This is a genomic window from Streptomyces sp. NPDC006872, from assembly GCF_040635845.1.
GTDB lineage: Bacteria > Actinomycetota > Actinomycetes > Streptomycetales > Streptomycetaceae > Streptomyces.
The window spans coordinates 884,939-908,294 of record NZ_JBEYIL010000003.1 but is presented as its reverse complement, the minus strand read 5'-3'; the positions used below and the strand labels follow the sequence as shown (position 1 = coordinate 908,294).

20 protein-coding genes are annotated in these 23,356 nt (G+C 71.5%); 10 read left to right on the top strand and 10 right to left on the bottom strand.

From position 1 onward, the window contains the following. Nucleotides 1–87: 87 nt before the first annotated feature. On the bottom strand, nt 88–657 hold the full coding sequence (locus ABZ725_RS13155) for an EamA/RhaT family transporter (protein ID WP_358802722.1): 570 nt from the start codon (nt 655–657) through the stop codon (nt 88–90). Nucleotides 658–765: 108 nt separating this feature from the next. Next, nucleotides 766–1,089 (bottom strand): SH3 domain-containing protein, encoded by a 324-nt coding sequence (locus ABZ725_RS13150; protein WP_358802721.1) that lies wholly within the window; start codon nt 1,087–1,089, stop codon nt 766–768. A gap of 189 nt (nt 1,090–1,278) precedes the next feature. Here ABZ725_RS13150 and ABZ725_RS13145 point away from each other — a divergent pair, with 189 nt between their 5' ends. After that, on the top strand, nt 1,279–3,489 hold the full coding sequence (locus tag ABZ725_RS13145; RefSeq protein WP_358802720.1) for a serine/threonine-protein kinase: 2,211 nt from the start codon (nt 1,279–1,281) through the stop codon (nt 3,487–3,489). Nucleotides 3,490–3,569: 80 nt separating this feature from the next. Here the strand turns inward: ABZ725_RS13145 and ilvD are convergent, their stop codons facing one another. The 4 genes from ilvD to ABZ725_RS13125 form a co-directional block, all read right to left on the bottom strand. Further along, nucleotides 3,570–5,423: a dihydroxy-acid dehydratase gene (gene ilvD, locus ABZ725_RS13140; RefSeq protein ID WP_358802719.1), complete on the bottom strand. Its 1,854-nt coding sequence runs from the start codon at nt 5,421–5,423 to the stop codon at nt 3,570–3,572. 125 nt (nt 5,424–5,548) lie between these two features. Further along, nucleotides 5,549–6,154: a TetR family transcriptional regulator gene (locus ABZ725_RS13135; RefSeq protein WP_358802718.1), complete on the bottom strand. Its 606-nt coding sequence runs from the start codon at nt 6,152–6,154 to the stop codon at nt 5,549–5,551. Then, a complete protein-coding gene (locus ABZ725_RS13130) occupies nt 6,151–6,999 on the bottom strand; it encodes a sugar phosphate isomerase/epimerase (RefSeq protein ID WP_358802717.1) in 849 nt (282 codons plus the stop codon). Before ABZ725_RS13130 ends, ABZ725_RS13135 begins: the two co-directional genes overlap by 4 nt. Before the next feature lie 138 nt (nt 7,000–7,137). Then, nucleotides 7,138–8,070, bottom strand: a complete 933-nt coding sequence (locus tag ABZ725_RS13125; protein WP_351916004.1) for a Ppx/GppA phosphatase family protein — start codon at nt 8,068–8,070, stop codon at nt 7,138–7,140. A gap of 72 nt (nt 8,071–8,142) precedes the next feature. Between ABZ725_RS13125 and ABZ725_RS13120 the strand changes: the two genes are divergently transcribed. Beyond that, a complete protein-coding gene (locus tag ABZ725_RS13120; RefSeq protein WP_358802716.1) occupies nt 8,143–9,045 on the top strand; it encodes a hypothetical protein in 903 nt (300 codons plus the stop codon). Nucleotides 9,046–9,070: 25 nt separating this feature from the next. Here the strand turns inward: ABZ725_RS13120 and ABZ725_RS13115 are convergent, their stop codons facing one another. Continuing rightward, nucleotides 9,071–10,819: a hypothetical protein gene (locus ABZ725_RS13115; protein WP_358802715.1), complete on the bottom strand. Its 1,749-nt coding sequence runs from the start codon at nt 10,817–10,819 to the stop codon at nt 9,071–9,073. A gap of 239 nt (nt 10,820–11,058) precedes the next feature. Here ABZ725_RS13115 and radA point away from each other — a divergent pair, with 239 nt between their 5' ends. Continuing rightward, nucleotides 11,059–12,468 (top strand): DNA repair protein RadA, encoded by a 1,410-nt coding sequence (radA, locus tag ABZ725_RS13110; protein WP_351916008.1) that lies wholly within the window; start codon nt 11,059–11,061, stop codon nt 12,466–12,468. Nucleotides 12,469–12,548: 80 nt separating this feature from the next. Beyond that, nucleotides 12,549–13,673 (top strand): DNA integrity scanning diadenylate cyclase DisA, encoded by a 1,125-nt coding sequence (gene disA / locus ABZ725_RS13105; protein WP_351916010.1) that lies wholly within the window; start codon nt 12,549–12,551, stop codon nt 13,671–13,673. Between the two features lie 67 nt (nt 13,674–13,740). Here the strand turns inward: disA and ABZ725_RS13100 are convergent, their stop codons facing one another. Further along, nucleotides 13,741–14,562, bottom strand: a complete 822-nt coding sequence (locus ABZ725_RS13100; RefSeq protein ID WP_358802714.1) for a hypothetical protein — start codon at nt 14,560–14,562, stop codon at nt 13,741–13,743. A 293-nt stretch (nt 14,563–14,855) separates the two neighbouring features. Between ABZ725_RS13100 and ABZ725_RS13095 the strand changes: the two genes are divergently transcribed. From ABZ725_RS13095 to cseC, 5 genes are all read left to right on the top strand, one after another. Next, complete coding sequence (locus tag ABZ725_RS13095) at nt 14,856–15,794, top strand: A/G-specific adenine glycosylase (RefSeq protein WP_358802713.1); 939 nt, start codon at nt 14,856–14,858, stop codon at nt 15,792–15,794. A 350-nt stretch (nt 15,795–16,144) separates the two neighbouring features. Continuing rightward, nucleotides 16,145–16,687, top strand: coding sequence for a SigE family RNA polymerase sigma factor (locus tag ABZ725_RS13090; RefSeq protein ID WP_358802712.1), 543 nt, complete (start codon nt 16,145–16,147; stop codon nt 16,685–16,687). Continuing rightward, a complete protein-coding gene (locus tag ABZ725_RS13085) occupies nt 16,672–17,328 on the top strand; it encodes a hypothetical protein (protein ID WP_358802711.1) in 657 nt (218 codons plus the stop codon). The genes ABZ725_RS13090 and ABZ725_RS13085 overlap by 16 nt, the downstream gene beginning before the upstream one ends. Nucleotides 17,329–17,623: 295 nt before the next feature. Then, nucleotides 17,624–18,325: a two-component system response regulator CseB gene (gene cseB, locus ABZ725_RS13080; protein WP_358802710.1), complete on the top strand. Its 702-nt coding sequence runs from the start codon at nt 17,624–17,626 to the stop codon at nt 18,323–18,325. A gap of 31 nt (nt 18,326–18,356) precedes the next feature. Next, nucleotides 18,357–19,700, top strand: coding sequence for a two-component system sensor histidine kinase CseC (cseC, locus tag ABZ725_RS13075; protein WP_358802709.1), 1,344 nt, complete (start codon nt 18,357–18,359; stop codon nt 19,698–19,700). 635 nt (nt 19,701–20,335) lie between these two features. Here the strand turns inward: cseC and ABZ725_RS13070 are convergent. Beyond that, the gene (locus ABZ725_RS13070; RefSeq protein WP_358802708.1) at nt 20,336–21,916 is read right to left on the bottom strand and encodes an MDR family MFS transporter; all 1,581 of its coding nucleotides are present in this window, start codon (nt 21,914–21,916) and stop codon (nt 20,336–20,338) included. A 168-nt stretch (nt 21,917–22,084) separates the two neighbouring features. Here ABZ725_RS13070 and ABZ725_RS13065 point away from each other — a divergent pair, with 168 nt between their 5' ends. After that, complete coding sequence (locus ABZ725_RS13065) at nt 22,085–22,672, top strand: TetR/AcrR family transcriptional regulator (RefSeq protein ID WP_358802707.1); 588 nt, start codon at nt 22,085–22,087, stop codon at nt 22,670–22,672. A gap of 11 nt (nt 22,673–22,683) precedes the next feature. Here the strand turns inward: ABZ725_RS13065 and ABZ725_RS13060 are convergent, their stop codons facing one another. Continuing rightward, nucleotides 22,684–23,265 carry a M23 family metallopeptidase gene (locus ABZ725_RS13060; protein WP_351916028.1) on the bottom strand — a complete coding sequence of 194 codons (582 nt, stop codon included), beginning with the start codon at nt 23,263–23,265 and terminating at the stop codon, nt 22,684–22,686. Between the last annotated feature and the right edge of the window lie 91 nt (nt 23,266–23,356).

Genomic DNA, 23,356 nt, shown 5'->3' with positions numbered 1-23,356 from the left:
GGGGCGCGTGAGGAGGGGAACGGGTTTTCGGTTTGTGGGCCGGTCTGCGGGTCGACAGGGGGTCGGGCTGTCGGGGGGGGGTGGGCCTCAGCCTCGGCGGCGCTTCTTCGACGGGTTGCCCGTGCGGCGGGTGGCGCGGCGTTCGCGCTGTTGGCGGGCCGTGTCGTACTCCTCGCGCAGGAGTTTCTCGCCGGGCGCCTCAGTGAAGGTGCGGAAGAAATAGGCGAGCAGCGAGCCGACGAAGCCGATGGCCAGCAGGCCGCGCAGGGAGGCCTGGCGGTCGGGGTCGGGGCGCTTGGCGAAGCCGTCCCAGGTGTGGCGGAAGGCCAGTGCGCTGCAGACCGCGAACATCACGACGACCAGGAGGGTCACGAAGCTGCCGAGGTCGGCGATCGCGATGCCCTCGTAGGCGAAGCGCAGGACCAGGCAGGAGACCGTGACGGCGGCGAGGGAGCCGACGGCCGCGGCGATGCGGCGGGCCGCGTAGCCCTGGAGGCCGGGGTCGTGGTTCACCCAGGTCGTGCCGAAGTAGCGGAGGGTCTCGGGGCGGGGGCCGTCACCGGTCTGGCTTCCTGCCTGGCCGGTGGGGGCGCCCGGGGTGCCCGCGGAACCCGCGGAGCCCGCCGGGGTGTCCGGGGTGCCGTTTTCGTCGCTCACGGGACGATTATGGCTCCGGACGGCGGCGGGCTCCCCGGGTGGGTCGGCCCGGGATGCGTCAGGTCAGGATGCGTCGGCTCGGAATGCGCCGACCCGGGATGCTTCGGGTCAGGCGCAGTGCGGGGCGACGTAGCCGTCGCTGCCCGTCCTCACGTACGCGTCCGAGACGAACTGGCCGTCGGCGATGTTGTCCCAGATGTTCGTCGTGCCGTACGGGCCGGACACAGAGGTGCCCGGGGTCTGGCAGAAGATCGGGACCTTCGTGCCCTCGGCCAGGACCCGGACGACCGAGTAGCCGGTGCCGGGGCCGCTGCGGACGTTCAGCCGGACGCCCGGGGCGATCGGGTAGTAGGTGAGGGACGCCGCCGCGGCCGTGCTGACGGCCTCCGTCGCTTCGCCGCTCTCGACCTCTTCCACGCGGTCAACAGACATGAAAAACCTCCCCCGTTGGACCCCATGAATGGCATGGGGTCACGTTCATTCCCCTAAAACACGCAATAAAACACCTGTGCAGGATTCGCACACGGAGGCTAGCAAGCCGCCTCGGTCCCGTACGAGTCATCGACTAGGCTCCGTGCGTCGCGCGCGCGGAAGAGCGGAAGAACAGCACGGGGGTGGTCCATGACGCCACAGCGCAACACCGGGGCGGGCGCGGAAGCGGAACTTCCGGAGTACGCCGGTCACTACCGTCTTGAGGAGTGTCTGGGCTCCGGCGGCATGGGCGTGGTGCACCTGGCCCGGAGCACCTCCGGGATGAAGGTCGCGGTGAAGGTCGTCCATGCGCAGTACGCACGGGATCCCGAGTTCAGGGGCCGTTTCCGGCAGGAGGTGGCGGCCGCTCGACGGGTCAGCGGGGCGTTCACCGCACCCGTCGTCGACGCCGACCCGGAGGCCGAACGGCCTTGGATGGCCACCCTGTTCATTCCCGGCTCGACGCTCGCCGAGCAGGTGAAGCGGAGCGGACCGATGGGCTCGGGCGAGTTGCGGCGGCTGATGGCCGGGCTCGCGGAGGCGCTGCGGGACATCCACCGCGTCGGGGTCGTGCACCGGGATCTGAAGCCGAGCAACGTGCTGCTCGCCGAGGACGGGCCGAAGGTGATCGACTTCGGTATCTCCCGGCCGAAGGACAGCGAACTGCGGACCGAGACCGGCAAGTTGATCGGGACGCCGCCGTTCATGGCGCCGGAGCAGTTCCGGCGGCCGCGGGAGGTCGGTCCGGCCGCCGACATCTTCGCGCTCGGGTCGGTGATGGTGCACGCGGCGACGGGACGCGGGCCGTTCGACTCCGACAGCCCGTACGTCGTCGCCTACCAGGTCGTGCATGACGAACCGGACCTGACCGGTGTACCCGAGAACCTCGCGCCGCTGGTGGTGCGCTGCCTCGCCAAGGAGCCCGAGGACCGGCCCACGCCGGACGAGTTGATGCGGGAACTGCGGTCGGTGGCGGCCTCGTACGACACGCAGTCGTTCATACCGGCGCAGCGCACGCTGGAGGAGCACGAGGAGCGGTCCGAGGCGTCCGAGAAGCCCAGGAAGTCCGAGGCGGAGCCGGAACTCGTACCGGAACCGGGTTCGGGATCAGGTTCGGGATCTCGGGCGGGGCGGGCGGCTCGGAGTCGGCGCAGGCGGGTCGCCCTCGCCGCCGGCGCGCTGGTCGTCGTCCTCTCCGGCGGGGCGCTCGTGGCCACGCAGCTGCTGAGCAGTGTCGATCCGAGCCCGGAAGGGCAGGGGGACGCGGGGAGTTCGCAGTCCGCGTCGGCCGCCTTCACCCCCTGGAGCGTGCGACCGGCGAAGGGCAGCACCGGCGCTGGTACGGGTACCGGCACGAACGGCATGCCTCGGTGCGTCTACGACGCGCAGCGGCTGCTCTGTGTCCAGTCGGGGCTGGTGTCCGCGCTGGACTCGTCCGACGGGCGGGTGCTGTGGCGGCACGCCCTCGCCGACGGCGACCGGCCGAGCGAGGCTCCGGTGCTCGCGGGCGGGCTGGTGCAGGTGCAGGTGGTCACGGACTCGGGCAAGCGGGTGGAGGCGCTCGACCCGGCGTCGGGCGCCACGCGCTGGCAGCTGGACGTGGCGGCCTACCAGGGCGTCCGGAGCGTCGGCGGCACCCTGTTGCTGACCGCGGCCGACCGCACGGTGACCGGGGTGGACGCGGCGACGGGGAAGACGGCGTGGAGCCGGCGCATTCCGGGGCTGAGCGAGCCGTACTTCACGGCGTTCCCCAAGGATCCGCTGGCGTATGCGGTCAGTACGTCGGACGGCGGGCGCACGCAGATCACGGCCGTGGATCCGGCGACCGGGCAGGTGCGGTGGGAGGAGCGGCTCAAGGGCACGCTGACCCTCGTGGGCACCTCGGACGACAGCCTCGTCCTGCTGTCCCAGGACAGTGCGTACGGATCGGTCGACGCCGTGGTCCGCTATCGCCCGCGGGACCAGGAGACGCAGCGGGTGAAGCTGGGCGTCACGCTCCAGGAGCCGCGTGCCGCCGTGCAGGGCGACCGGGTCTACCTGCTGGCCTTCGACGGGTCGCTGGTGGCCGTCGACACGGTCGCGGGTGAGCAGGTGTGGTCCCTGCAGACGGCGGTGAGCCGGGGTTCGGCGCCGGCCGCCGACGGCTCGCACGTCTACTTCAGCGCCGCCGACGGACGTCTCCTCGCCGTGGACGCCGCGAAGGGCAAGCTCGTCGGGCAGACGGAGCTGCGGCTCGGCGCCAACTCGGACGAGGTGGTGGCCACGCTGCCCGCGCCCGAGGCGGTCGACGGCCGTGTCTACGCCGGCGCCCCCGACGGGACCGTCTTCGCGGTGGACGGACGGGATCCGGCGGACTGGTGAGAGCGCGCCGGTGACATGCGCAGGGGCCGCCTCCCGCCGCTGCGGCGGAAGGCGGCCCCTGCGCTATGGGGCGATCGGGCTCAGCCGAGCTTCGACACGTCCCGCACCGCGCCCTTGTCGGCGCTCGTCGCCATCGCGGCGTAGGCGCGCAGGGCGGCGGACACCTTGCGCTCGCGGTTCTTCGGGGCGTAGACGCCGCCGAGAGCGGCCTCGCGCCGGGCCAGTTCCGCGTCGTCGACGAGGAGTTCGATCGTGCGGCCCGGGATGTCGATGCGGATGCGGTCGCCGTCCTCGACGAGGGCGATGGTGCCGCCGGAGGCCGCCTCCGGGGACGCGTGGCCGATGGACAGACCCGAGGTGCCGCCGGAGAAGCGGCCGTCGGTGATCAGTGCGCAGGTCTTGCCGAGGCCGCGGCCCTTGAGGAAGGACGTCGGGTAGAGCATCTCCTGCATGCCGGGGCCGCCCTTGGGACCCTCGTAGCGGATGACGACGACGTCGCCGTGCGTCACCTGCTTGTTGAGGATCTTCTCGACGGCCTCCTCCTGCGACTCGCAGACGACCGCCGGACCCTCGAAGGTCCAGATCGACTCGTCCACGCCGGCCGTCTTGACCACGCAGCCGTCGACGGCGATGTTGCCGCGCAGGACCGCGAGGCCGCCGTCCTTGGAGTACGCGTGCTCGGCGCTGCGGATGCAGCCGCCGGCGGCGTCCAGGTCCAGGGCCTCCCAGCGCTCGGACTGGGAGAAGGCCTCGGCGGAGCGGACGCAGCCGGGCGCCGCGTGCCACAGTTCCAGGGCCTCCGGCGACGGCGAGCCGCCGCGCACGTCCCAGGTCTTCAGCCAGTCCGCGAGGGACGAGCTGTGAACCGAGTTCACGTCCTCGTTGAGGAGGCCCGCGCGGTGGAGTTCGCCGAGGAGGGCGGGGATGCCGCCGGCCCGGTGCACGTCCTCCATGTAGTACGTGCGGTCCTTGGCGACGTTCGGCGCGACCTTCGCCAGGCACGGCACGCGGCGCGAGACCTCGTTGATGTCGTCCAGGTCGAACGGGACGCCCGCCTCCTGGGCCGCGGCCAGCAGGTGCAGGATCGTGTTGGTCGAGCCGCCCATCGCGATGTCGAGGGCCATGGCGTTCTGGAAGGCCGCGAAAGTGGCGACGTTGCGGGGCAGGACCGTCTCGTCGTCCTGCTCGTAGTAGCGGCGGGTGATGTCCATCACCGTGCGGCCCGCGTTCTCGTACAGCGCCCGACGGGCCGTGTGCGTGGCCAGGACCGAGCCGTTGCCGGGGAGGGCCAGTCCGATGGCCTCCGCGAGGCAGTTCATCGAGTTGGCGGTGAACATGCCGGAACAGCTGCCGCAGGTCGGACAGGCGTTCTCCTCGATGCGGAGGATGTCCTCGTCCGAGATCTTGTCGTTGACGGCGTCGGAGATCGCGTCGACGAGGTCGAGGGTGCGGACCGTGCCGTCGACGAGCGTGGCGCGGCCGGACTCCATCGGGCCGCCGGAGACGAAGACCGTCGGGATGTTGAGGCGCAGGGCCGCGTTGAGCATGCCCGGGGTGATCTTGTCGCAGTTGGAGATGCAGATCAGGGCGTCGGCGCAGTGGGCCTCGACCATGTACTCGACCGAGTCCGCGATGAGGTCGCGGGAGGGGAGCGAGTAGAGCATGCCGCCGTGGCCCATCGCGATGCCGTCGTCGACCGCGATGGTGTTGAACTCGCGCGGGATGCCTCCGGCGGCGGTGATGGCCTCGCTGACGATGCGGCCCACCGGCTGGAGGTGGGTGTGGCCGGGCACGAACTCGGTGAAGCTGTTGGCCACCGCGATGATCGGCTTCCGGCCGATGTCCGCACCGGGTACACCGGAGGCGCGCATAAGGGCGCGGGCGCCCGCCATGTTGCGTCCGTGGGTGACTGTGCGGGACCTCAGCTCGGGCATCGTCGCTCGCTCCTTCAGAGACTGCGATCAGAGACTTCTGACTGCAAACGAGCGTACGCCGGTCATCCAGGGGTCGGACCCGCTGTCCACATACCGGGACGAACGTCTCACCCCCGGGCCGCGTCTCACGGCCCGGTCAGGTGTCCCTGCACGACAGGCGCCACGCGCGCGATGATCAGCTCCAGGTCCGCCGAGGCCAGCGGTTCCACCTTGATGACGTACCGCAGCATCGCGCAGCCCACCAGCTGCGCCGCCGCCAGTTCGGCGCGCAGTTCGGCGTCCGGCAGGTCGAGCTGGGAGGCGATGCGGCGCAGCAGCTGCGCGGCGACCAGGCGGCGGAAGACGGCGGCGGCGGTGTCGTTGTTCACGGCGGAGCGGACGATCGCCAGCAGCGGCTTCCGGGTGGTGGGGTTCTCCCAGAGGCCGAAGACGAAGCGGGCGAGCCGCTCGCCGACCTGGTCCACGGGTGCGTCGAGGATCGCTTCCGGCGCGTCGAGCGCGGGCGCGAAGGCGACCTCGACGGCCGCTTCGAAGACCTGCTCCTTGGTGCCGAAGTAGTGGTGCACCAGTGCCGCGTCCACGCCGGCCGCCTTCGCGATGCCGCGGACGGACGTCTTCTCGTAGCCGTGTTCGGAGAACTCCTCGCGGGCGGCGGTCAGGATGTGGGCGCGGGTGTCCGCCGACTCCGTGCGAGGGGGCCGGCCGCGTTTGCGGGCGGTGACGCCGGTCATGGGCGGGGCACCTTCGCTCCGGGGGTCGCGGACGCCCCGGATGCCGAGGCGAGGTGCAGCCGGGTGAAGGCCAGGGCCTCCGCCAGGTCGGCCTCACGTTCGGCGCCGGACATCGCGCGCCGCGTGTTGACCTCGATGACGACATGCCCGTCGAAGCCGGTCAGCGCGAGCCGTTCCAGCAGCTCGGCGCAGGGCTGGTTGCCGCGGCCGGGGACCATGTGCTCGTCCTTGGCGGAACCGTTTCCGTCGGCGAGATGGACATGGCCCAGACGGTCGCTCATACGGTCGATCATCTGCATCGCGTCCGTGCGGGCCGTGGAGGCGTGGCTGAGGTCGATCGTGAAGTGCCGGTAGTCGTCCTTCGTGACGTCCCAGTCCGGCGCGTACGCGAGCATCTCGCGGTCGCGGTAGCGCCACGGGTACATGTTCTCGACGGCGAACCGGACGTCCGTCTCGTCCGCCATCCGCCAGATGCCGGTGACGAAGTCCCGCGCGTACTGGCGCTGCCAGCGGAACGGCGGGTGGACGACGACCGTGCTCGCGCCGAGCTTCTCCGCGGCCGCGCGGGCTCGCTGGAGCTTGATCCACGGGTCGGTCGACCACACCCGCTGCGTGATGAGCAGACAGGGGGCGTGCACGGCGAGGATCGGGATCCGGTGGTAGTCGCTGAGCCGGCGCAGCGCGTCGACGTCCTGGCTGACGGGGTCGTTCCAGACCATGACCTCGACGCCGTCGTACCCGAGGCGTGCGGCGATCTCGAAGGCCGTCGCCGTCGACTCCGGATAGACCGAGGCAGTCGACAGGGCGACCTTCGCATCCGGAATCCGCACGACTGGCTCTGCCATGGGGGACAGATTACGGGGTGCGGTCGGGTGGGTGCCGGGCACCTGTTCGCCGTTGTGGTGTTCACCACGGGCGGGTGCGGGCGCGCCCGGGTCGCACGCACGGTGGCCCGCGCCGCTCCCCGCGCCCCCTCGCTGCGCCTACGCCGAACCCATGTGATCGAGTTTGCGCAGGATCACGCCTTCCCTGAGCGCCCAGGGGCATATCTCGAGCGTTTCGATACCGAAGAGGTCCATCGCCCCCTCGGCGACCAGCGCACCCGCGAGAAGCTGGTTGGCGCGGCCCTCGGAGACGCCCGGCAGCTCGGCCCGCTGGGCGGCCGTCATGCCCGCGAGACGGGGCACCCAGGCCTCCAGGGACTCGCGCTTGAGCTCCCGCTGGGCGTAGACGCCCTCGGTGGAGCGGGCGGCGCCCGCGATCCGGGCGAGCTGCTTGAAGGTCTTCGACGTGGCGACGACCCGGTCCGGGGCGCCGAAGCGGCTGAACTCGCCGACCGTGCGGGCGATCTGCGCGCGGGCGTGGCGGCGCAGGGCCCGTACGTCGTCGGGTTCGGGCGGGTCGCCGGGCAGCCAGCCCGCGGTGAGGCGGCCTGCGCCGAGCGGCAGGGACACCGCCTTGTCGGGCTCCTCGTCCATGCCGTACGCGATCTCCAGGGAACCGCCGCCGATGTCCAGGACCAGCAGCTTTCCGGCCGACCAGCCGAACCAGCGGCGGGCGGCGAGGAAGGTGAGCCGGGCCTCCTCGGCGCCGGTGAGGACCTGGAGCTCGACGCCCGTCTCGGCCTGCACGCGCGCGAGGACGTCGTCGGCGTTGCTGGCCTCGCGCACGGCGGAGGTCGCGAACGGCAGCAGGTCCTCGACGCCCTTGTCCTCGGCGGCCTGGAGCGCGTCGTGGACGACGTTGATCAGTTTGTCCACGCCGTCGGAGCCGATCGCTCCGTGCTCGTCCAGCAGCTGGGCAAGGCGCAGTTCCGCCTTGTGCGAGTGCGCGGGAAGCGGGCGCGCGCCCGGGTGCGCGTCCACCACCAGCAGATGCACCGTGTTCGATCCCACGTCGAGGACACCGAGTCTCATGTTGGGAAACGCTACTGCCCGGAGCGCCCTCGACCGTCCCCGAAGGGGGTCCTGGCGACTTACCCTGGACAAGTGCCAAAGACGAACAAGGCGAAAACCGACAAATCAACCGGCGGTTCTTCGCAGGCGAAGCCGGTGAAGCCACCGAAGAAGTCGAAGAAGGCCCAGGCAGCTCAGGCGCCGGCGCCCGCTGCCGAGCTCACCGCTGAGCTCGCCGCCGACGAGAAGGGCCTCGACTTCGCGCGCGCGTGGGTGGAGTTTCCGGACCCGGCGGACGACGAACAGGTCTTCCGGTGCGATCTGACCTGGCTGACCTCACGCTGGAACTGCATCTTCGGCAGCGGCTGCCAGGGCATCCAGGCGGGCCGCGCGGACGACGGGTGCTGCACGCTGGGCGCCCACTTCTCCGACGAGGACGACGAGAAGCGCGTCGCCGAGCATGTGGCGAGGCTCACCCCCGACGTCTGGCAGCACCACGCCGAGGGCACGCTGGGCGGCTGGGTCTCGGAGGACGACGAGGGCTCCCGCCAGACCCGCCCGTTCAACGGCTCGTGCATCTTCCAGAACCGCCCCGGCTTCGCGGGCGGCGCGGGCTGCTCGCTGCACATCCTCGCCGTCAAGGAGGGCCGCGAGCCGCTGGAGACCAAGCCGGACGTCTGCTGGCAGCTTCCGGTGCGCCGGACGTACGACTGGATCGACCGGCCCGACGACACCCGGGTGCTGCAGGTGTCGATCGGCGAGTACGACCGGCGGGGCTGGGGTCCGGGCGGCCATGACCTGCACTGGTGGTGCACGTCGGCGACCTCGGCGCACGGCGCGGGCGACCCGGTGTACGTCTCCTACCGGCCGGAGCTGACCGAGCTGATGGGCAAGGCCGGCTACGACCGCCTGGTCGAGCTGTGCGAGCAGCGCCTCGCCTCGCAGCTCCCGCTGCTGGCGCCGCACCCGGCGGATCCGACGGGCCCTCGCGGCTGAGCCCGCACGGCCCGCGACCGGACGCCTACGCCGTTGTCGGACCCGGGGGGTCGCTGTCGGCGGGCGGCGGCGCCGGGCTCTCCGGGGCGGACGGGGACGGGTCGCCGGGCGTGGGTTCCGGGTCGGTGGCAGGGGGCGGGTCGGACGGAGTGGGATCCGGGGAGGACGGGGGCGTGGGAGTCGGCACGGGGTCGCCGGACGGGGGCGGGTCGACGGGGCCGCCGGGGCCCGGACCGGGGCCGTTGCCGGGGTCCGACGGGCCGGGGGCGGTGCCGTAGCCCTCGATGGAGACGACCGCGCCGGCCGGGGCGATCGCCACGCGCGCGTGCCAGTGCCCGGCGGGCTCGCGCAGATGATCGACGTACACCTTGATCGTCACCGACTCGCCGGGCTTCAGGGCGCCGGTGGAGCGGCTCAGGTAGAGCCAGTGGTCCGCGGTGGCGGCCGACCAGCGGACCGGCTCGTCGCCGTCCGGGGGCGCGCTCAGGGTGATGAGGGTGGTGTCGCCACTGTGGTCGGCCGTCACGGAGAGCCGGCCGGAGGCGCTCCTGCCGAGTCCCGTGACGCTGATGACCTCCACCGAGACGTCCGGTTCGTCGTCCTTGGTGAAACGGCTGCCGGGGCGGGTGCTGGCGTTCCCGGCGTTCTCGTAGCCGCCGGCCGTCTCGCCGTCGAGGCCGCCGGGACCCTGCGCCTCACTGGCGGTGGCCGAGCGTCCCTCGGCGCCCTCCCCCGTCGGCGTGCCGCGGTAGGCCGCCCACAGGGCCAGCACGGGAGCGGCGACGACGGTGGCGACGACGGTCGTCGTCACGGCACGCGCGCGTAGGCGCTCCCGGCGGGCGGCGCGGTCCTTGGGGTCCATCGGGAACCCACGCCGGTCGTAGCGCGGCACGGCTGCGCCCCGCGCGCGGGTGACGTGGGCCATGGCGACGTGCAGCTGCGCGCGCGGCGCTTCCAGGACGGGCAGCTCGGCGGGGGTGACACCGGTGCCGGGCCAGCGGCCCGGGACGGCGCGTTCGGCGGCCCGGCGGCAGCGCGGACAGTCGTCGACGTGCCGGACGAGTTCACGGCGCAGCGCGGCACTGAGCACGAGCTGGTTCTCGCCCGTGAGGCGGACCACACCGGGACAGCCGCCGGTCTCGACGACGGCGAGCGCCGCGCGCGTGCGTTCGACCTCGCAGGCGGCGGAGGCGAGCAGCTCGCGGGCGGCGGCGAGATCCTTGCCGAGGACGGCGGCGACCTCATGGGCGGCAAGGTGGTGGCGTACGGCGAGTTCCAGCGCCTCGCGCTGTTCCGGGGTGGTGCCGGCGGCCTCCGGCCAGGCGAGCAGGGCGAGTTCTCCACGGCGCTGCTGCTCCTGGGCCTCGTCGGAAGCGGACGTGACGGGCGGTGCGGGGTTCGGGGCCGGTGGCCGGCGCCCGCCGCTGCGTCGTGCCGCGTGCGTGCTCTGACGTTTCTGCTTGGCCTCGGTGAGTCTGCGCAGACAGGCCCAGCGGGCCAAGGCGTACAGCCAGGCCCGGCGGTCGCCCGCGGCGTCCGGGAGGCGCTGGCCGCGTCGCTCGGCGAAGGAGAGGGCGTCCCCGAGAGCGGCGGTGGCCGCGTCGTGGTCGCACAGGACGGACAGGCAGTAGGTGAACAGACCGTCAAGGTAGGGCTCGTAGCGCGCGGGCGGCCGCTGCGCGAGCGTGCGCGCCGCAGCGCCGTCGCGCGCCTCCCGGTGCGCCCGGTGTGCGCCGGTCGTGCGGGTCGAGGTTTCCGGGCTGCTGCTCATCACCCGTGCGACCGTAGGCGGCGCGGAAGGGGGTCTTCTTGTCCCTTGAGTCCTTTTAATCCGTACGGGTGAAACGATCCCTCATAAGGGGACAGGGAAGGGGGGTCCCATGGCTCGTTCGTGACGGGGTGTGGCTGATTCACAGGGGGTGCTCGTTCTCGCGGGAGCGGCCGGGGGTCCGGTTGAAGCCCGGTTGTCCACAGGCGCGTCCGGCTGTCAGTGTCGGCGGTTACGGTTTCCCCATGGCCACCCGTACGAAGACCACCAAGGACCGCCCGTCCTACCGCTGCACGGAATGCGGCTGGCAGACGGCAAAGTGGCTCGGCCGCTGCCCCGAGTGCCAGGCCTGGGGGACGGTCGAGGAGTACGGCGCGCCCGCGGTCCGCACAACGGCGCCGGGCCGCGTCACCACCTCCGCCGTGCCCATCGGCCAGGTCGACGGGCGGCAGGCCACCGCCCGCCCCACCGGCGTGCCCGAGCTGGACCGCGTCCTGGGCGGCGGGCTCGTCCCCGGCGCGGTCGTGCTCCTGGCCGGCGAGCCGGGCGTCGGCAAGTCGACCCTGCTGCTGGACGTGGCGGCCAAGTCGGCGAGTGACGAACACCGCACGCTCTATGTCACGGGCGAGGAGTCGGCGTCCCAGGTCCGGCTGCGCGCCGACCGGATCCGCGCCATCGACGACAACCTGTACCTGGCCGCGGAGACGGATCTGGCGGCCGTCCTCGGCCACTTGGACGCGGTGAAGCCGTCCCTGCTGATCGTGGACTCCGTGCAGACGGTGGCCTCCCCCGAGATCGACGGCGCGCCGGGCGGCATGGCCCAGGTCCGCGAGGTCGCGGGCGCACTGATCCGCGCCTCCAAGGAACGCGGCATGTCCACGCTCCTGGTGGGCCATGTCACAAAGGACGGCGCGATCGCCGGCCCCCGCCTCCTCGAACACCTGGTGGACGTCGTCCTGTCGTTCGAAGGCGACCGGCACGCGCGCCTGCGTCTGGTGCGGGGTGTGAAGAACCGCTACGGCGCCACCGACGAGGTCGGCTGCTTCGAACTGCACGACGAGGGCATCACGGGCCTGGCCGACCCGAGCGGACTCTTCCTGACCCGTCGTGACGAACCGGTCCCGGGCACCTGTCTGACGGTCACCCTGGAGGGCCGTCGCCCGCTGGTCGCCGAGGTGCAGGCCCTCACCGTCGACTCCCAGATCCCCTCGCCCCGCCGTACGACGTCCGGCCTGGAGACCTCCCGTGTCTCGATGATGCTGGCCGTTCTGGAGCAGCGCGGGCGGATCAGCGCGCTGGGCAAGCGGGACATCTACTCGGCGACGGTCGGCGGAGTGAAGCTGTCGGAGCCCGCCGCGGACCTGGCGATCGCCCTCGCGCTGGCCTCCGCCGCGAGCGACACCCCGCTGCCCAAGAACCTCGTCGCGATCGGCGAAGTCGGCCTCGCGGGCGAGGTCAGACGGGTCACGGGCGTCCAGCGCAGGCTCGCCGAAGCCCACCGTCTGGGCTTCACCCACGCGCTCGTGCCGGGCGATCCCGGCAAGATCCCCGCGGGCATGAAGGTGCTGGAAGTCGCGGACATGGGGGACGCCCTGCGGGTCCTGCCGCGCTCCCGTCGCCGAGACGCCCCACGGGAGACGGAGGACCGCCGGTAGACTTTGCCCTGGTCTCGCCCGTCCGTGCGAAACGAGTACGCGAAACGGGGACGCCCAGACCCTGTGACCGGAGGAGTGCAGTGGCAGCCAACGACCGGGCTTCGGCTCCCGGAAAGTCCGGTGGGAGTTCCGGTGCCGACGGCCTGATGCGCGCCGCGCTGAGCGCGGTGGCTCCCGGCACGGCCCTGCGCGACGGCCTGGAGCGCATCCTGCGCGGCAACACCGGCGGGCTCATCGTGCTGGGCTCCGACAAGACGGTCGAGGCGATGTGCACGGGCGGGTTCGTCCTGGACGTGGAGTTCGCGGCCACGCGCCTGCGTGAGCTGTGCAAGCTCGACGGCGGCATCGTGGTCTCCTCCGACCTGTCGAAGATCCTCCGGGCCGGTGTCCAACTGGTGCCGGACCCCACGATCCCCACGGAGGAGACGGGCACCCGGCACCGTACGGCGGACCGGGTCAGCAAGCAGGTCGGCTACCCGGTCGTCTCGGTCTCCCAGTCCATGCGTCTGATCGCCCTGTACGTCGACGGACAGCGCCGCGTCCTGGAGGACTCCGCGGCGATCCTGTCCCGCGCGAACCAGGCGCTGGCCACCCTGGAGCGCTACAAGCTCCGTCTGGACGAGGTCGCGGGAACGTTGTCAGCGCTGGAGATCGAGGACCTGGTGACGGTCCGGGACGTCTCCGCGGTGGCCCAGCGCCTGGAGATGGTACGCCGCATCGCCACCGAAATCGCCGAATACGTGGTCGAACTGGGCACGGACGGGCGACTGCTCGCCCTCCAGCTCGACGAGTTGATCGCCGGCGTGGAGCCGGAGCGCGAGCTGGTGGTCCGGGACTACGTCCCCGAGCCCACGGCCAAGCGTTCCCGCACGGTCGACGAGGCGCTGTACGAGCTGAACGCGCTCACCCACGCCGAACTCCTCGAACTGTCCACGGTGGCCCGCGCGTTGGGCTACACCGGCTCCCCCGAGGCCCTCGACACGGCGGTCTCCCCGCGCGGCTTCCGGCTCCTGGCGAAGGTGCCTCGCCTCCCGGGCGCCATCATCGACCGCCTCGTCGAGCACTTCGGCGGCCTCCAGAAGCTCCTCGCCGCGAGCGTCGACGACCTCCAGACGGTGGAGGGAGTGGGCGAGGCGCGGGCCCGGAGCGTCCGCGAGGGCCTGTCCCGGCTCGCGGAGTCGTCGATCCTGGAGCGGTACGTCTAGACGGACGCGTCAGTCGTCCTTCAAGACGCCAGCCGTCTCTGTCCATGCCCTGGTCGCGTTGGTCGTCCTAGTCGTCCTTCAGCACGAAGGACGACTGCGCCTTTGCAAACCCCGGGGCCTTCGCCTCGACCAGGTACGTACCCGCGCCGGCCGCGCCCGCCGGAGGGGTCGCGCACTCCGGCGCACTCGGCTTGCGGTCCCACTTCACGAGGTACGTGATGCTGTCCCCGGCCGGCACCCGGTACAGCATGCTCCCGGTCGCCTTGGGGCAGTCCGCGGACGACCAGTAGTCGTCTTCGCCGCCCGCCTGGGTGATCGTCAACACCGCGTTCTTCGGCCCGAGATCGACCTTGCAGTCGCTGGTCGAGCTGTTCTTCGCGGTCAGTTGGAAGGTGGGGGTCTCGTCCGGCGAGTAGTCGTTGCGGACGCTGCTCAGGGTCAACGTCACCACGCTGGCGGTGCAGTTGGGCAGTGTCGTCCCGGCCGGAAGCGTCGTCCCCGTACCGCTGCCGCCGCCACTGTCGCTGCCGTTGGCGCCGTCGTCGGTGCTGCCGGAGCCCGTCGAGCCGCCGTCCGAGCCACCGGAGCCGCTGCCGTCGCCCGAGTCCGACCCGGAGCCGGACCCGCTGGTCGCGCCTTCGCTCGACTCGTCGCGCCCGCCCGGGTTTTGGCTGATCGCGGGCCCGGAGCCGGTCGGTCCCGGCGTGATCGAGGACGCGGGATTCTTGCCGTTGCCCCCGTTCGCGCTGGTCTTGCCGCCGCCTCCGCCCGAGGTCACCACCCACAGGATCAGCAGCGCCAACAGGGCGAACACGGACAGCAGTACGACCCTCCGTCGCCAGTAGATGGAGGAGGGGAGCGGACCGACCGGATTGCGCAGAGATCCCACGGCGCAAACTGTACGAGAGATCGTCGCGTTCGCTGGCCCCACCCGCCGCCAGAAGGACAACTTTTCCGGATCATCATTCCGGAAACCACCTCTCCCGTACTCGACTTCGGCCCGCGCGGTCGCCGCCCGGCCATCGCTCGGTCGCCGCTCGTTGGCCATCGCACCCGTTGCAGCTCTGGCCATGGCCACGGCACGCACGCGTGAAGGGCCCTCGGCACGGCTCCGGCACCGATACCCGGTCGGGTGGCGGTACGCGCGCGTGCCCCGGTGCGCATGGCAGGATCGGAAGGGCCATGACTGCGCCCACGAAGCCCCCGCACAGCAGCCCCGCCCGCGCCGACGTCGTCGCCGACGCCCCCGGAGCGGACCTGCACTCCCCGGTGATCGACTGGTTCGACGACCACGCCCGCGACCTGCCCTGGCGGCGCCCGGACGCCGGCGCGTGGGGTGTGATGGTCAGCGAGTTCATGCTCCAGCAGACGCCGGTCAACCGCGTCCTGCCGGTCTACGAGCAGTGGCTCGCCCGCTGGCCGCGCCCCGCCGACCTGGCCGAGGAGGCCCCCGGCGAGGCCGTACGCGCGTGGGGGCGGCTCGGCTACCCGCGCCGCGCCCTGCGGCTGCACGGCGCCGCGGCGGCGATAACGGAACGGCACGGCGGCGACGTGCCGTCGGACCACGCACAGCTCCTCGCGCTGCCCGGGATCGGCGAGTACACGGCCGCGGCCGTCGCCTCCTTCGCGTACGGCCAGCGGCACGCCGTCCTGGACACCAACGTCCGCCGTGTCTTCGCGCGCGCCGTCACGGGCGTGCAGTACCCGCCGAACGCCACCACGGCCGCCGAGCGCAAGCTGGCCCGTGCCCTGCTGCCGGACGACGAGCCGACCGCCGCGCGCTGGGCCGCCGCGTCCATGGAACTCGGGGCGCTCGTCTGCACGGCCAAGAACGAGACGTGCGTGCGCTGCCCGATCGCCGCGCAGTGCGCCTGGCGGCTCGCGGGCAAGCCGGCGCACGACGGCCCGCCGCGCCGCGGCCAGACGTACGCCGGCACCGACCGCCAGGTCAGGGGCAAGCTGCTCGCCGTCCTGCGGGACGCGCACACGCCCGTGCCGCAGGCGGCCCTCGACCGCGTGTGGCACGAACCGGTGCAACGCGCGCGTGCGCTGGACGGGCTCGTCGCGGACGGACTGGTGGAGCCGCTGCCGGGCGGGCTGTACCGCCTGCCGTTGACCTGACCTACGGCCCGTACGACGGCCCCTGACACGGACGTCGGCACGGACCTGACGCACGGTCATTTCACAGACACACGGCTTCGTCACGGTCGCCGCCGGGCTTATGTCACGCCCGGCGGCCGTACAAATCGGCCCATAGACAGGCCATTCGGCCGACTTCTCTACCCCGAACTCATTTCCGTTACACAACCGACGGACAGCTGAGCGCTGGCCGCAGGCTGCTTCGGACAGCCCCGTGACAACACCTCCGTAGCTTCATTTGCGTACCCGGCAGAGAGACGCGGGCTACAGACCACAGGGCAGTGAACCGACGGCGACCGTCCGTCGGAACGGGGAATCGGAGGCGGTTGACCATGGCGCAGGGCGACGTGCTCGAGTTCGAGGAATACGTCCGCACGCGGCAGGACGCGCTGCTGCGGAGCGCCCGGCGGCTGGTCCCGGACCCGGTCGACGCGCAGGACCTGCTGCAGACCGCGCTGGCCCGGACGTACGGTCGCTGGGACGGGATCGCGGACAAGCGGCTCGCGGACGCCTATCTGCGCCGAGTCATGATCAACACGCGGACCGAGTGGTGGCGGGCCCGCAAGCTCGAGGAAGTGCCGACCGAGCAGCTCCCGGACGCCTGTGTGGACGACTCCACCGAGCAGCACGCGGACCGCGCCCTGCTGATGGACGCGATGAAGGTCCTGGCACCGAAGCAGCGCAGCGTCGTGGTGCTGCGACACTGGGAGCAGATGTCCACGGAGGAGACGGCCGCCGCCCTCGGCATGTCGGCCGGAACGGTCAAGAGCACGCTGCACCGGGCGCTCGCCCGGCTCCGCGAGGAGCTGGAAGCCCGCGATCTGGACGCACGCGCGCTGGAGCGTGAGGAGCGGGAGCGTTGCGCGGCGGCCTGACAGAGGCCGGGCCCACACCGGCCCGAGGCACCATCCAGGCGGCGATCACGGCGATGTCCGTGCTCGCCGCCCTCGCCCTTTTCGTCTCCGCCTGCGCCACCGGCGGCACCGGCGCCCGTGACGAGGGCCCGGCCCACTCCGACGCGGTGGCGGGCGCGACGGCCTCGCCGACGGTCGCCCCCACCGCCCTCCCCGACCGGACGAACGCGGTCCAGCTCGTCAAGGACGACCCCGAGGTCTCGGCGGAGGTCAAGCGCGAGCTGACGCCCTGCATCGGCGACGAGTACCCGGTCGACGTCGCCTACGGGGACCTCACCGGCGGCTCCGGCCACGACCTCATCGTCAACGTGCTCACCTGCGGTGACGGCGTCGGAGTCGGCTCCTACGTCTACCGCGAGGACGGCGACGGCTACGAGAACGTGTTCCAGGCCGAGGAGCCCCCGGTCTACGCGGAGATAGACCGGGGCGACCTGGTGGTGTCGAAGCAGGTGTACGCGAAGGGCGACCCGGTCTCCAGCCCGTCCGGTGAGAACGTGATCACGTACCGCTGGGCGTCGGGCCGCTTCGTCAAGCAGTTCAGTTGGCACAACGACTACAGCAGCGTCGGCGACGAGCCGACGCCGGTGCCGGAGACCGGCTGACCTGCCCGGACATCCTCGCCCGAAAAAACTTCCCGCCGGCGTGAACCGATCGGGCCGCTCGTTCCGACCAATGGATGGACGGGCAAGGACGGACAGGATCGGACCGGGCGGAGGAGCAAGGACAGGGCGGGGGACGACGGGAACGCACGAGGAAATGAACGCTCGCCGCGCTCCACGCGTCCACCCAGTGGGCGCCCTCGACAGCACGCCGACAGACGCCCGCCAGACACCCTCCAGACTGACGACGTACACGCACACGAGAACGCATACGCATACGAGAACTGAGAGCACCGGGATGGCAGACCAGACCCACGTCCTGTTCGTCGAGGACGACGACGTCATCCGCGAGGCCACCCAGCTCGCCCTCGAGCGGGACGGCTTCGTGGTCACCGCGATGCCCGACGGCCTGTCGGGCCTGGAGGCGTTCCGCGCAGACCGCCCCGACATCGCGCTGCTGGACGTCATGGTGCCCGGCCTGGACGGCGTGAGCCTGTGCCGGCGCATCCGGGACGAGTCCACGGTGCCGGTGATCATGCTGTCGGCGCGCGCCGACTCCATCGACGTCGTCCTGGGCCTGGAGGCCGGCGCCGACGACTATGTGACCAAGCCGTTCGACGGCGCCGTACTGGTCGCCCGGATCCGCGCCGTCCTGCGCCGCTTCGGTCATGCGGGCGGCGGCGACCGCGCCGAGTCCGACGCCTCCGCCGCCGGTGGCGTGCTGACCTTCGGTGATCTGGAGGTCGACACGGAGGGCATGGAGGTGCGCCGGGCCGGGCAGCCGGTGGCGCTGACCCCGACCGAGATGCGCCTGCTGCTCGAGTTCTCCTCCGCTCCGGGCACGGTTCTCTCGCGCGACAAGCTGCTGGAGCGGGTGTGGGACTACGGCTGGGGCGGTGACACCCGCGTCGTCGACGTCCATGTGCAGCGACTGCGGACGAAGATCGGCCAGGACCGCATCGAGACGGTCCGCGGCTTCGGCTACAAGTTGAAGGCCTGAGCGGGGCAAGGGCAGGGGCGGGGACGGGAGTATGCGGGGGATGATCCGGCACCTGAGGCCGGCTCGCACGGAGCGCATCGGCATCCGTACGGGCCTGCGGTGGAAGCTGAGCGCGGCGATCGCGCTGGTCGGCGCGCTGGTGGCGATCGCGCTCAGCCTGGTCGTGCACAACGCCGCGCGCGTGTCCATGCTGGACAACGCACGCGACCTCGCCGACGAGCGCATCGTGATCGCCCAGAGCAACTACGAGCACTCGGGCCGGCCGAACTTCCCCAACATCAAGATCGACGACTCCAGGCTGCCGCAGGCCCTGCGGGAGAAGGTCCGGGAGGGCCGCCGGGCCACGTTCGTCTCCGACCGCCCGGGCGGTGAGCCGGACATCTGGGCGGCCGTGCCGGTCAAGGACGGCCATGTGCTGTCCCTGCACACCGGATTCACCGACCGCAGCACGGACATCCTCAAGGATCTCGACCAGGCGCTGGTGATCGGCTCCATCGCGACCGTCCTCGGCGGCAGTGCACTCGGCGTGCTCATCGGCGGACAGCTCTCACGGCGACTGCGCAAGGCCGCGGCCGCGGCCAACCAGGTCGCCAAGGGCGAGTCGGAGGTCCGGGTACGGGACGCCATCGGCGGGGTCGTGCGCGACGAGACCGACGACCTGGCGAGCGCGGTGGACGCCATGGCGGACACGCTGCAGGAGCGGCTGGAGGCCGAGCGCCGGGTCACCGCCGACATCGCGCACGAGCTGCGCACCCCGGTGACGGGCCTGCTGACAGCCGCCGAGCTGCTGCCGCCGGGCCGACCGACGGAGCTGGTCCTGGACCGGGCGAAGGCCATGCGCACCCTGGTGGAGGACGTCCTGGAGGTGGCCCGTCTCGACGGGGCCTCGGAGCGCGCCGAACTGCAGGACATCCTGCTGGGCGAGTTCGTGGCCCGGCGGGTGGCGGCCAAGGACCCGGACGTCGAGGTACGGGTGGTGCACGAGTCGATGGTGACGACCGACCCCCGTCGCCTGGAACGCGTGCTGTTCAACCTGCTGGCCAACGCCGCCCGGCACGGCAAACCGCCCATCCAGGTCACCGTCGAGGGCCGGGTCATCCGGGTCCGCGACCACGGCCCCGGTTTCCCCGGGGACCTGCTCGCCGAGGGGCCGAGCCGCTTCCGCACCGGCAGCGCCGACCGCGCCGGGCACGGCCACGGGCTCGGCCTCACCATCGCGGCGGGCCAGGCCCGTGTCCTGGGCGCCCGGCTGACCTTCCGCAACGTACGCCCCGCGGGAGCCCCGGACCACATACCGGCCGAGGGCGCGGTCGCCGTCCTCTGGCTCCCCGAACACGCCCCGACCAACACGGGAAGCTACCCGATGAGACCTTGAGGCCGGCGAACGCGCGGGGCGGGGGCTGGCTGGACTTTCCGGGGACCGGGATCCGGGGGGGGCTGGACTCACCGGGGCCGGGACCGGGGGTTGGACCGGGACCGGGGGTGAGGCTTGCGGAGCCGGGGCCGGGGATTGCAGGGCCGGGGGTGAGGCTTGCGGGGCCCGGGCATGGTCCGCCTGGCCCGGGGCCGGGATCCGGGGGCTGCACTCGCCCGGACCGGGATCCGGGGGCTGGACTCGCCGGGGCCGGGGCCGGGGATTGCAGGGCCGGGCGTGGGGGCTTGCGGGGCCGACGGTGGGGCTTGCGGGGGCGAAGGGGTGCCTAGCCCGGGGGCCTGCAGATGGCGTGCTGAGCCCTGGGGCCCGTCGTGGGTTCGCCGGGGGCCTGCGGCCGGCCCGTTGAGGGTGCCGCGCAACAGCCTGTGGCTCCAGCCCCGGCCCTCCCCTGCCCTCCCGGCTACCGGCGCCCTGCCACCAGCAACCAGCAACCAGCAACCGAACGGAGAAGGCCCCCCGGGGCGGACACCACCGGGAGGCCTTCGGTCGCTGTGAGGGGCGGCGTGCAGTCGAACCGTGCGGACTGCGCGGACTGCGCGGACTGCGCGAGCTACGTCACGCCGGACCGCGCAAGGTCAGACCTCGACCATCGGCGACTGCACAGCGGCTGCACCGTCGGTCGGCTCGTCCGCCTTCTGCGGTCCCGCGCCCTTGAGCGGCACTTCCTTCACGAACACGGCCGCCACCAGCGCGACCACCGCCACCACGGCACCCAGCAGGAACGCCGAGTGCGTGCCGGACGACACCGCGTGCTGGTAGGCCTCCCGGGCCACCGCGGGCAGCTTGGCCAGGCTGGCCGCGTCCAACTGCGCGGACTGTTCGGTGATCTTCGAGCCGATCTCGCCGGCCCGCTCGGACATGACGTCCTGGACCCGGTTGTTGAACAGCGCGCCCATGATCGCCACGCCGAAGGAGGACCCGAGCGTACGGAACAGGGTGGTGGACGAGGAGGCGACGCCCATGTCCTTCAGTTCGACGCTGTTCTGCGCGACCAGCATCGTGATCTGCATCAGGCAGCCCATGCCGAGGCCGACCACGGCCATGAACACACCGGAGGTGAAACGGCTGGTCCCGGTGTCCATCGTCGACAGCAGATACAGGCCGATGACCATCAGGACGCTGCCGACGACCGGGAAGACCTTGTACTTACCGCTGTTCGTGGTAACCCGACCGGCCACCATCGAGGTGACCAGCATGGCGCCGAGCATCGGCAGGAGCAGCAGACCGGAGTTGGTCGCCGAGGCGCCCTGCACCGACTGCTGGTACAGCGGCAGGAAGAGCGTCGCGCCGAACATCACGAAGCCGGTGACGAAGCCGATGATCGACATCAGGGTGAAGTTGCGGCTGCGGAAGATGTGCAGCGGCACGATCGGCTCGGTCGCCTTGGTCTGCCAGAACACGAACCCGATGAGCGAGGCGACGCCGATCCCGATGAGTTCCATGATCCGCGCGGACGTCCAGGCGTACTCCGTGCCGCCCCAGGTGGTGACGAGGACGATGGAGGTGATGCCGACGGTCAGCAGGACGGCGCCCAGGTAGTCGATCCGCGACTGCGACCGCTTCTTCGGCAGGTGCAGGACGGCGCTGATGAGCGCGAGCGACACCACGCCGAGCGGCAGGTTGATGTAGAAGGACCAGCGCCAGCCCCAGTTGTCGGTGATGGTGCCGCCGACCAGCGGGCCGCCGATCATCGCGAGCGCCATGACGCCGGCCATCATGCCCTGGTACTTGCCGCGCTCCCGCGGCGGGATCAGGTCGCCGATGATCGCCATGACACCGACCATCAGACCGCCCGCGCCGAGGCCCTGGATCGCGCGGAAGCCGATCAGTTCGCCCATGTTCTGGGCCATGCCGCTCAGCGCGGACCCGATCAGGAAGATCACGATCGACGTCATGAAGGCGCCCTTGCGCCCGTACATGTCGCCGAGCTTGCCCCAGATCGGGGTGGAGGCCGCGGTCGCGAGGGTGTACGCGGTCACCACCCACGAAAGGTGTTCGAGTCCGCCGAGTTCGCCGACGATCGTCGGCATCGCCGTGCCCACGATCATGTTGTCGAGCATCGCGAGCATCATCGTGATCATCAGCGCGAGCAGGACGACCCGCACGCTCTTGGGCTGCTTCTCCGCCCCGGTCTCGACTGTCTGTGTGTCCGCCATCTTCCCCACTCCCCTGGGTACAACCCCGACCGGCTACTTACTTGCCGCCCGGCTAGTTCACTACACTGGGGAAGGTAGACCTGTCACTAGCCGGTCGTCAAGTAAGTTTCTGGGGGCGAACTAGCCGGACGGCAAGTAAGTTTCCGCGGGAGCCCAAGGAGTACGAGGATGGACGTCACCATGGACGGCACCAAGCAGCAGCGGCGCGGCAACACCCGCCAGCGCATCCAGGACGTGGCACTCGAACTCTTCGCCGAGCAGGGCTACGAGAAGACCTCCCTCCGCGAGATCGCGGAGCGCTTGGAGGTCACCAAGGCGGCCCTGTACTACCACTTCAAGACCAAGGAAGAGATCATCGTCGGGATCTTCACGGATCTCACGAAGCCGATCGAAGACCTGATCGAGTGGGGCAAGGGCCAGCCGCACACCCTGGAGACCAAGCACGAGCTCGTACGGCGCTACAGCAAGGCCCTGTCCGAGGCGGCCCCGCTCTTCCGCTTCATGCAGGAGAACCAGGCGACGGTGCGGGAACTCCAGATCGGCGACTCGTTCAAGGACCGCATGCGCAGCCTGCGCGACATCATCATCGATCCGGACGCCCCCCTGACCGACCAGGTGCGCTGCGTGAGCGCCATCTTCACGCTGCACGCCGGCATGTTCTTCCTGCAGGACCTCGAAGGCGACCCCGAGGACAAGCGTGCAGCCGTCCTCGAGGTCGCCATGGGGCTGGTGACGCAGGCGCACCACGGCGCCTGATCACATCAGCGTCAGACCTTCACGCCCTTGGAGTTCAGGAACTTCACCGGGTCTATCGCCGAGCCGTAGTTCGCGGTCGTACGGATCTCGAAGTGCAGGTGCGGACCGCTGGAGTTGCCGGTGTTGCCGGACAGCGCGATCTTCTGACCCGTCTTGACGACCTGGCCGACCTTCACGTTGATGTGCGAGAGGTGGGCGTACTGCGAGTAGACGCCGTTCGCGTGCTTGATCACGATGGCGTTGCCGTAGGCCGGGCCGTCACCGGCGCCGTTGCCGCCGGCCTTGACGACGGTGCCGCCGTGCGCGGCCATGACCTTGGTGCCGCTCGGCACGGCGAAGTCCTGACCGCTGTGGGTGGACTGCCACATGCCGCCGGCCTGGGCGAAGCTGGCGGACAGCGTGTACTTCTTCACCGGGTCGATCCAGGAAGCGGCGGAGACGGCCGTCTTGGCGGCGGGCGCTGCGGCAGGGGCGGCGGCGGACGCCACTCCGGTTCCCAGCACGGCCGAGGCGCCCACTGCGGCGACCCCTACGGCCACGCGGGTGCGGAGCAGGGACGTACGGGAAGAACGGAACGTGACGCGCTTGAACATGAAGACCTCATGGGGACGGGGACAGAAGAAACCACCCGGCACGACCTCTGCCGCAGTGGCCATCCCTTGGTAACCCCCAGGCCCACAGACC

Bases quoted from the DNA above. Each gene is read 5' to 3' on its own strand.
- cseC (WP_358802709.1), top strand. From the start codon at position 18,357: ATGCGGGGGATGATCCGGCACCTGAGGCCGGCTCGCACGGAGCGCATC.
- ABZ725_RS13060 (WP_351916028.1), bottom strand. From the start codon at position 23,265: ATGTTCAAGCGCGTCACGTTCCGTTCTTCCCGTACGTCCCTGCTCCGC.
- ABZ725_RS13090 (WP_358802712.1), top strand. From the start codon at position 16,145: ATGGCGCAGGGCGACGTGCTCGAGTTCGAGGAATACGTCCGCACGCGG.
- ABZ725_RS13095 (WP_358802713.1), top strand. From the start codon at position 14,856: ATGACTGCGCCCACGAAGCCCCCGCACAGCAGCCCCGCCCGCGCCGAC.
- ABZ725_RS13125 (WP_351916004.1), bottom strand. From the start codon at position 8,070: ATGAGACTCGGTGTCCTCGACGTGGGATCGAACACGGTGCATCTGCTG.
- ilvD (WP_358802719.1), bottom strand. From the start codon at position 5,423: ATGCCCGAGCTGAGGTCCCGCACAGTCACCCACGGACGCAACATGGCG.
- ABZ725_RS13150 (WP_358802721.1), bottom strand. From the start codon at position 1,089: ATGTCTGTTGACCGCGTGGAAGAGGTCGAGAGCGGCGAAGCGACGGAG.
- cseB (WP_358802710.1), top strand. From the start codon at position 17,624: ATGGCAGACCAGACCCACGTCCTGTTCGTCGAGGACGACGACGTCATC.
- radA (WP_351916008.1), top strand. From the start codon at position 11,059: ATGGCCACCCGTACGAAGACCACCAAGGACCGCCCGTCCTACCGCTGC.
- ABZ725_RS13130 (WP_358802717.1), bottom strand. From the start codon at position 6,999: ATGGCAGAGCCAGTCGTGCGGATTCCGGATGCGAAGGTCGCCCTGTCG.
- ABZ725_RS13065 (WP_358802707.1), top strand. From the start codon at position 22,085: ATGGACGTCACCATGGACGGCACCAAGCAGCAGCGGCGCGGCAACACC.
- ABZ725_RS13070 (WP_358802708.1), bottom strand. From the start codon at position 21,916: ATGGCGGACACACAGACAGTCGAGACCGGGGCGGAGAAGCAGCCCAAG.
- ABZ725_RS13145 (WP_358802720.1), top strand. From the start codon at position 1,279: ATGACGCCACAGCGCAACACCGGGGCGGGCGCGGAAGCGGAACTTCCG.
- ABZ725_RS13135 (WP_358802718.1), bottom strand. From the start codon at position 6,154: ATGACCGGCGTCACCGCCCGCAAACGCGGCCGGCCCCCTCGCACGGAG.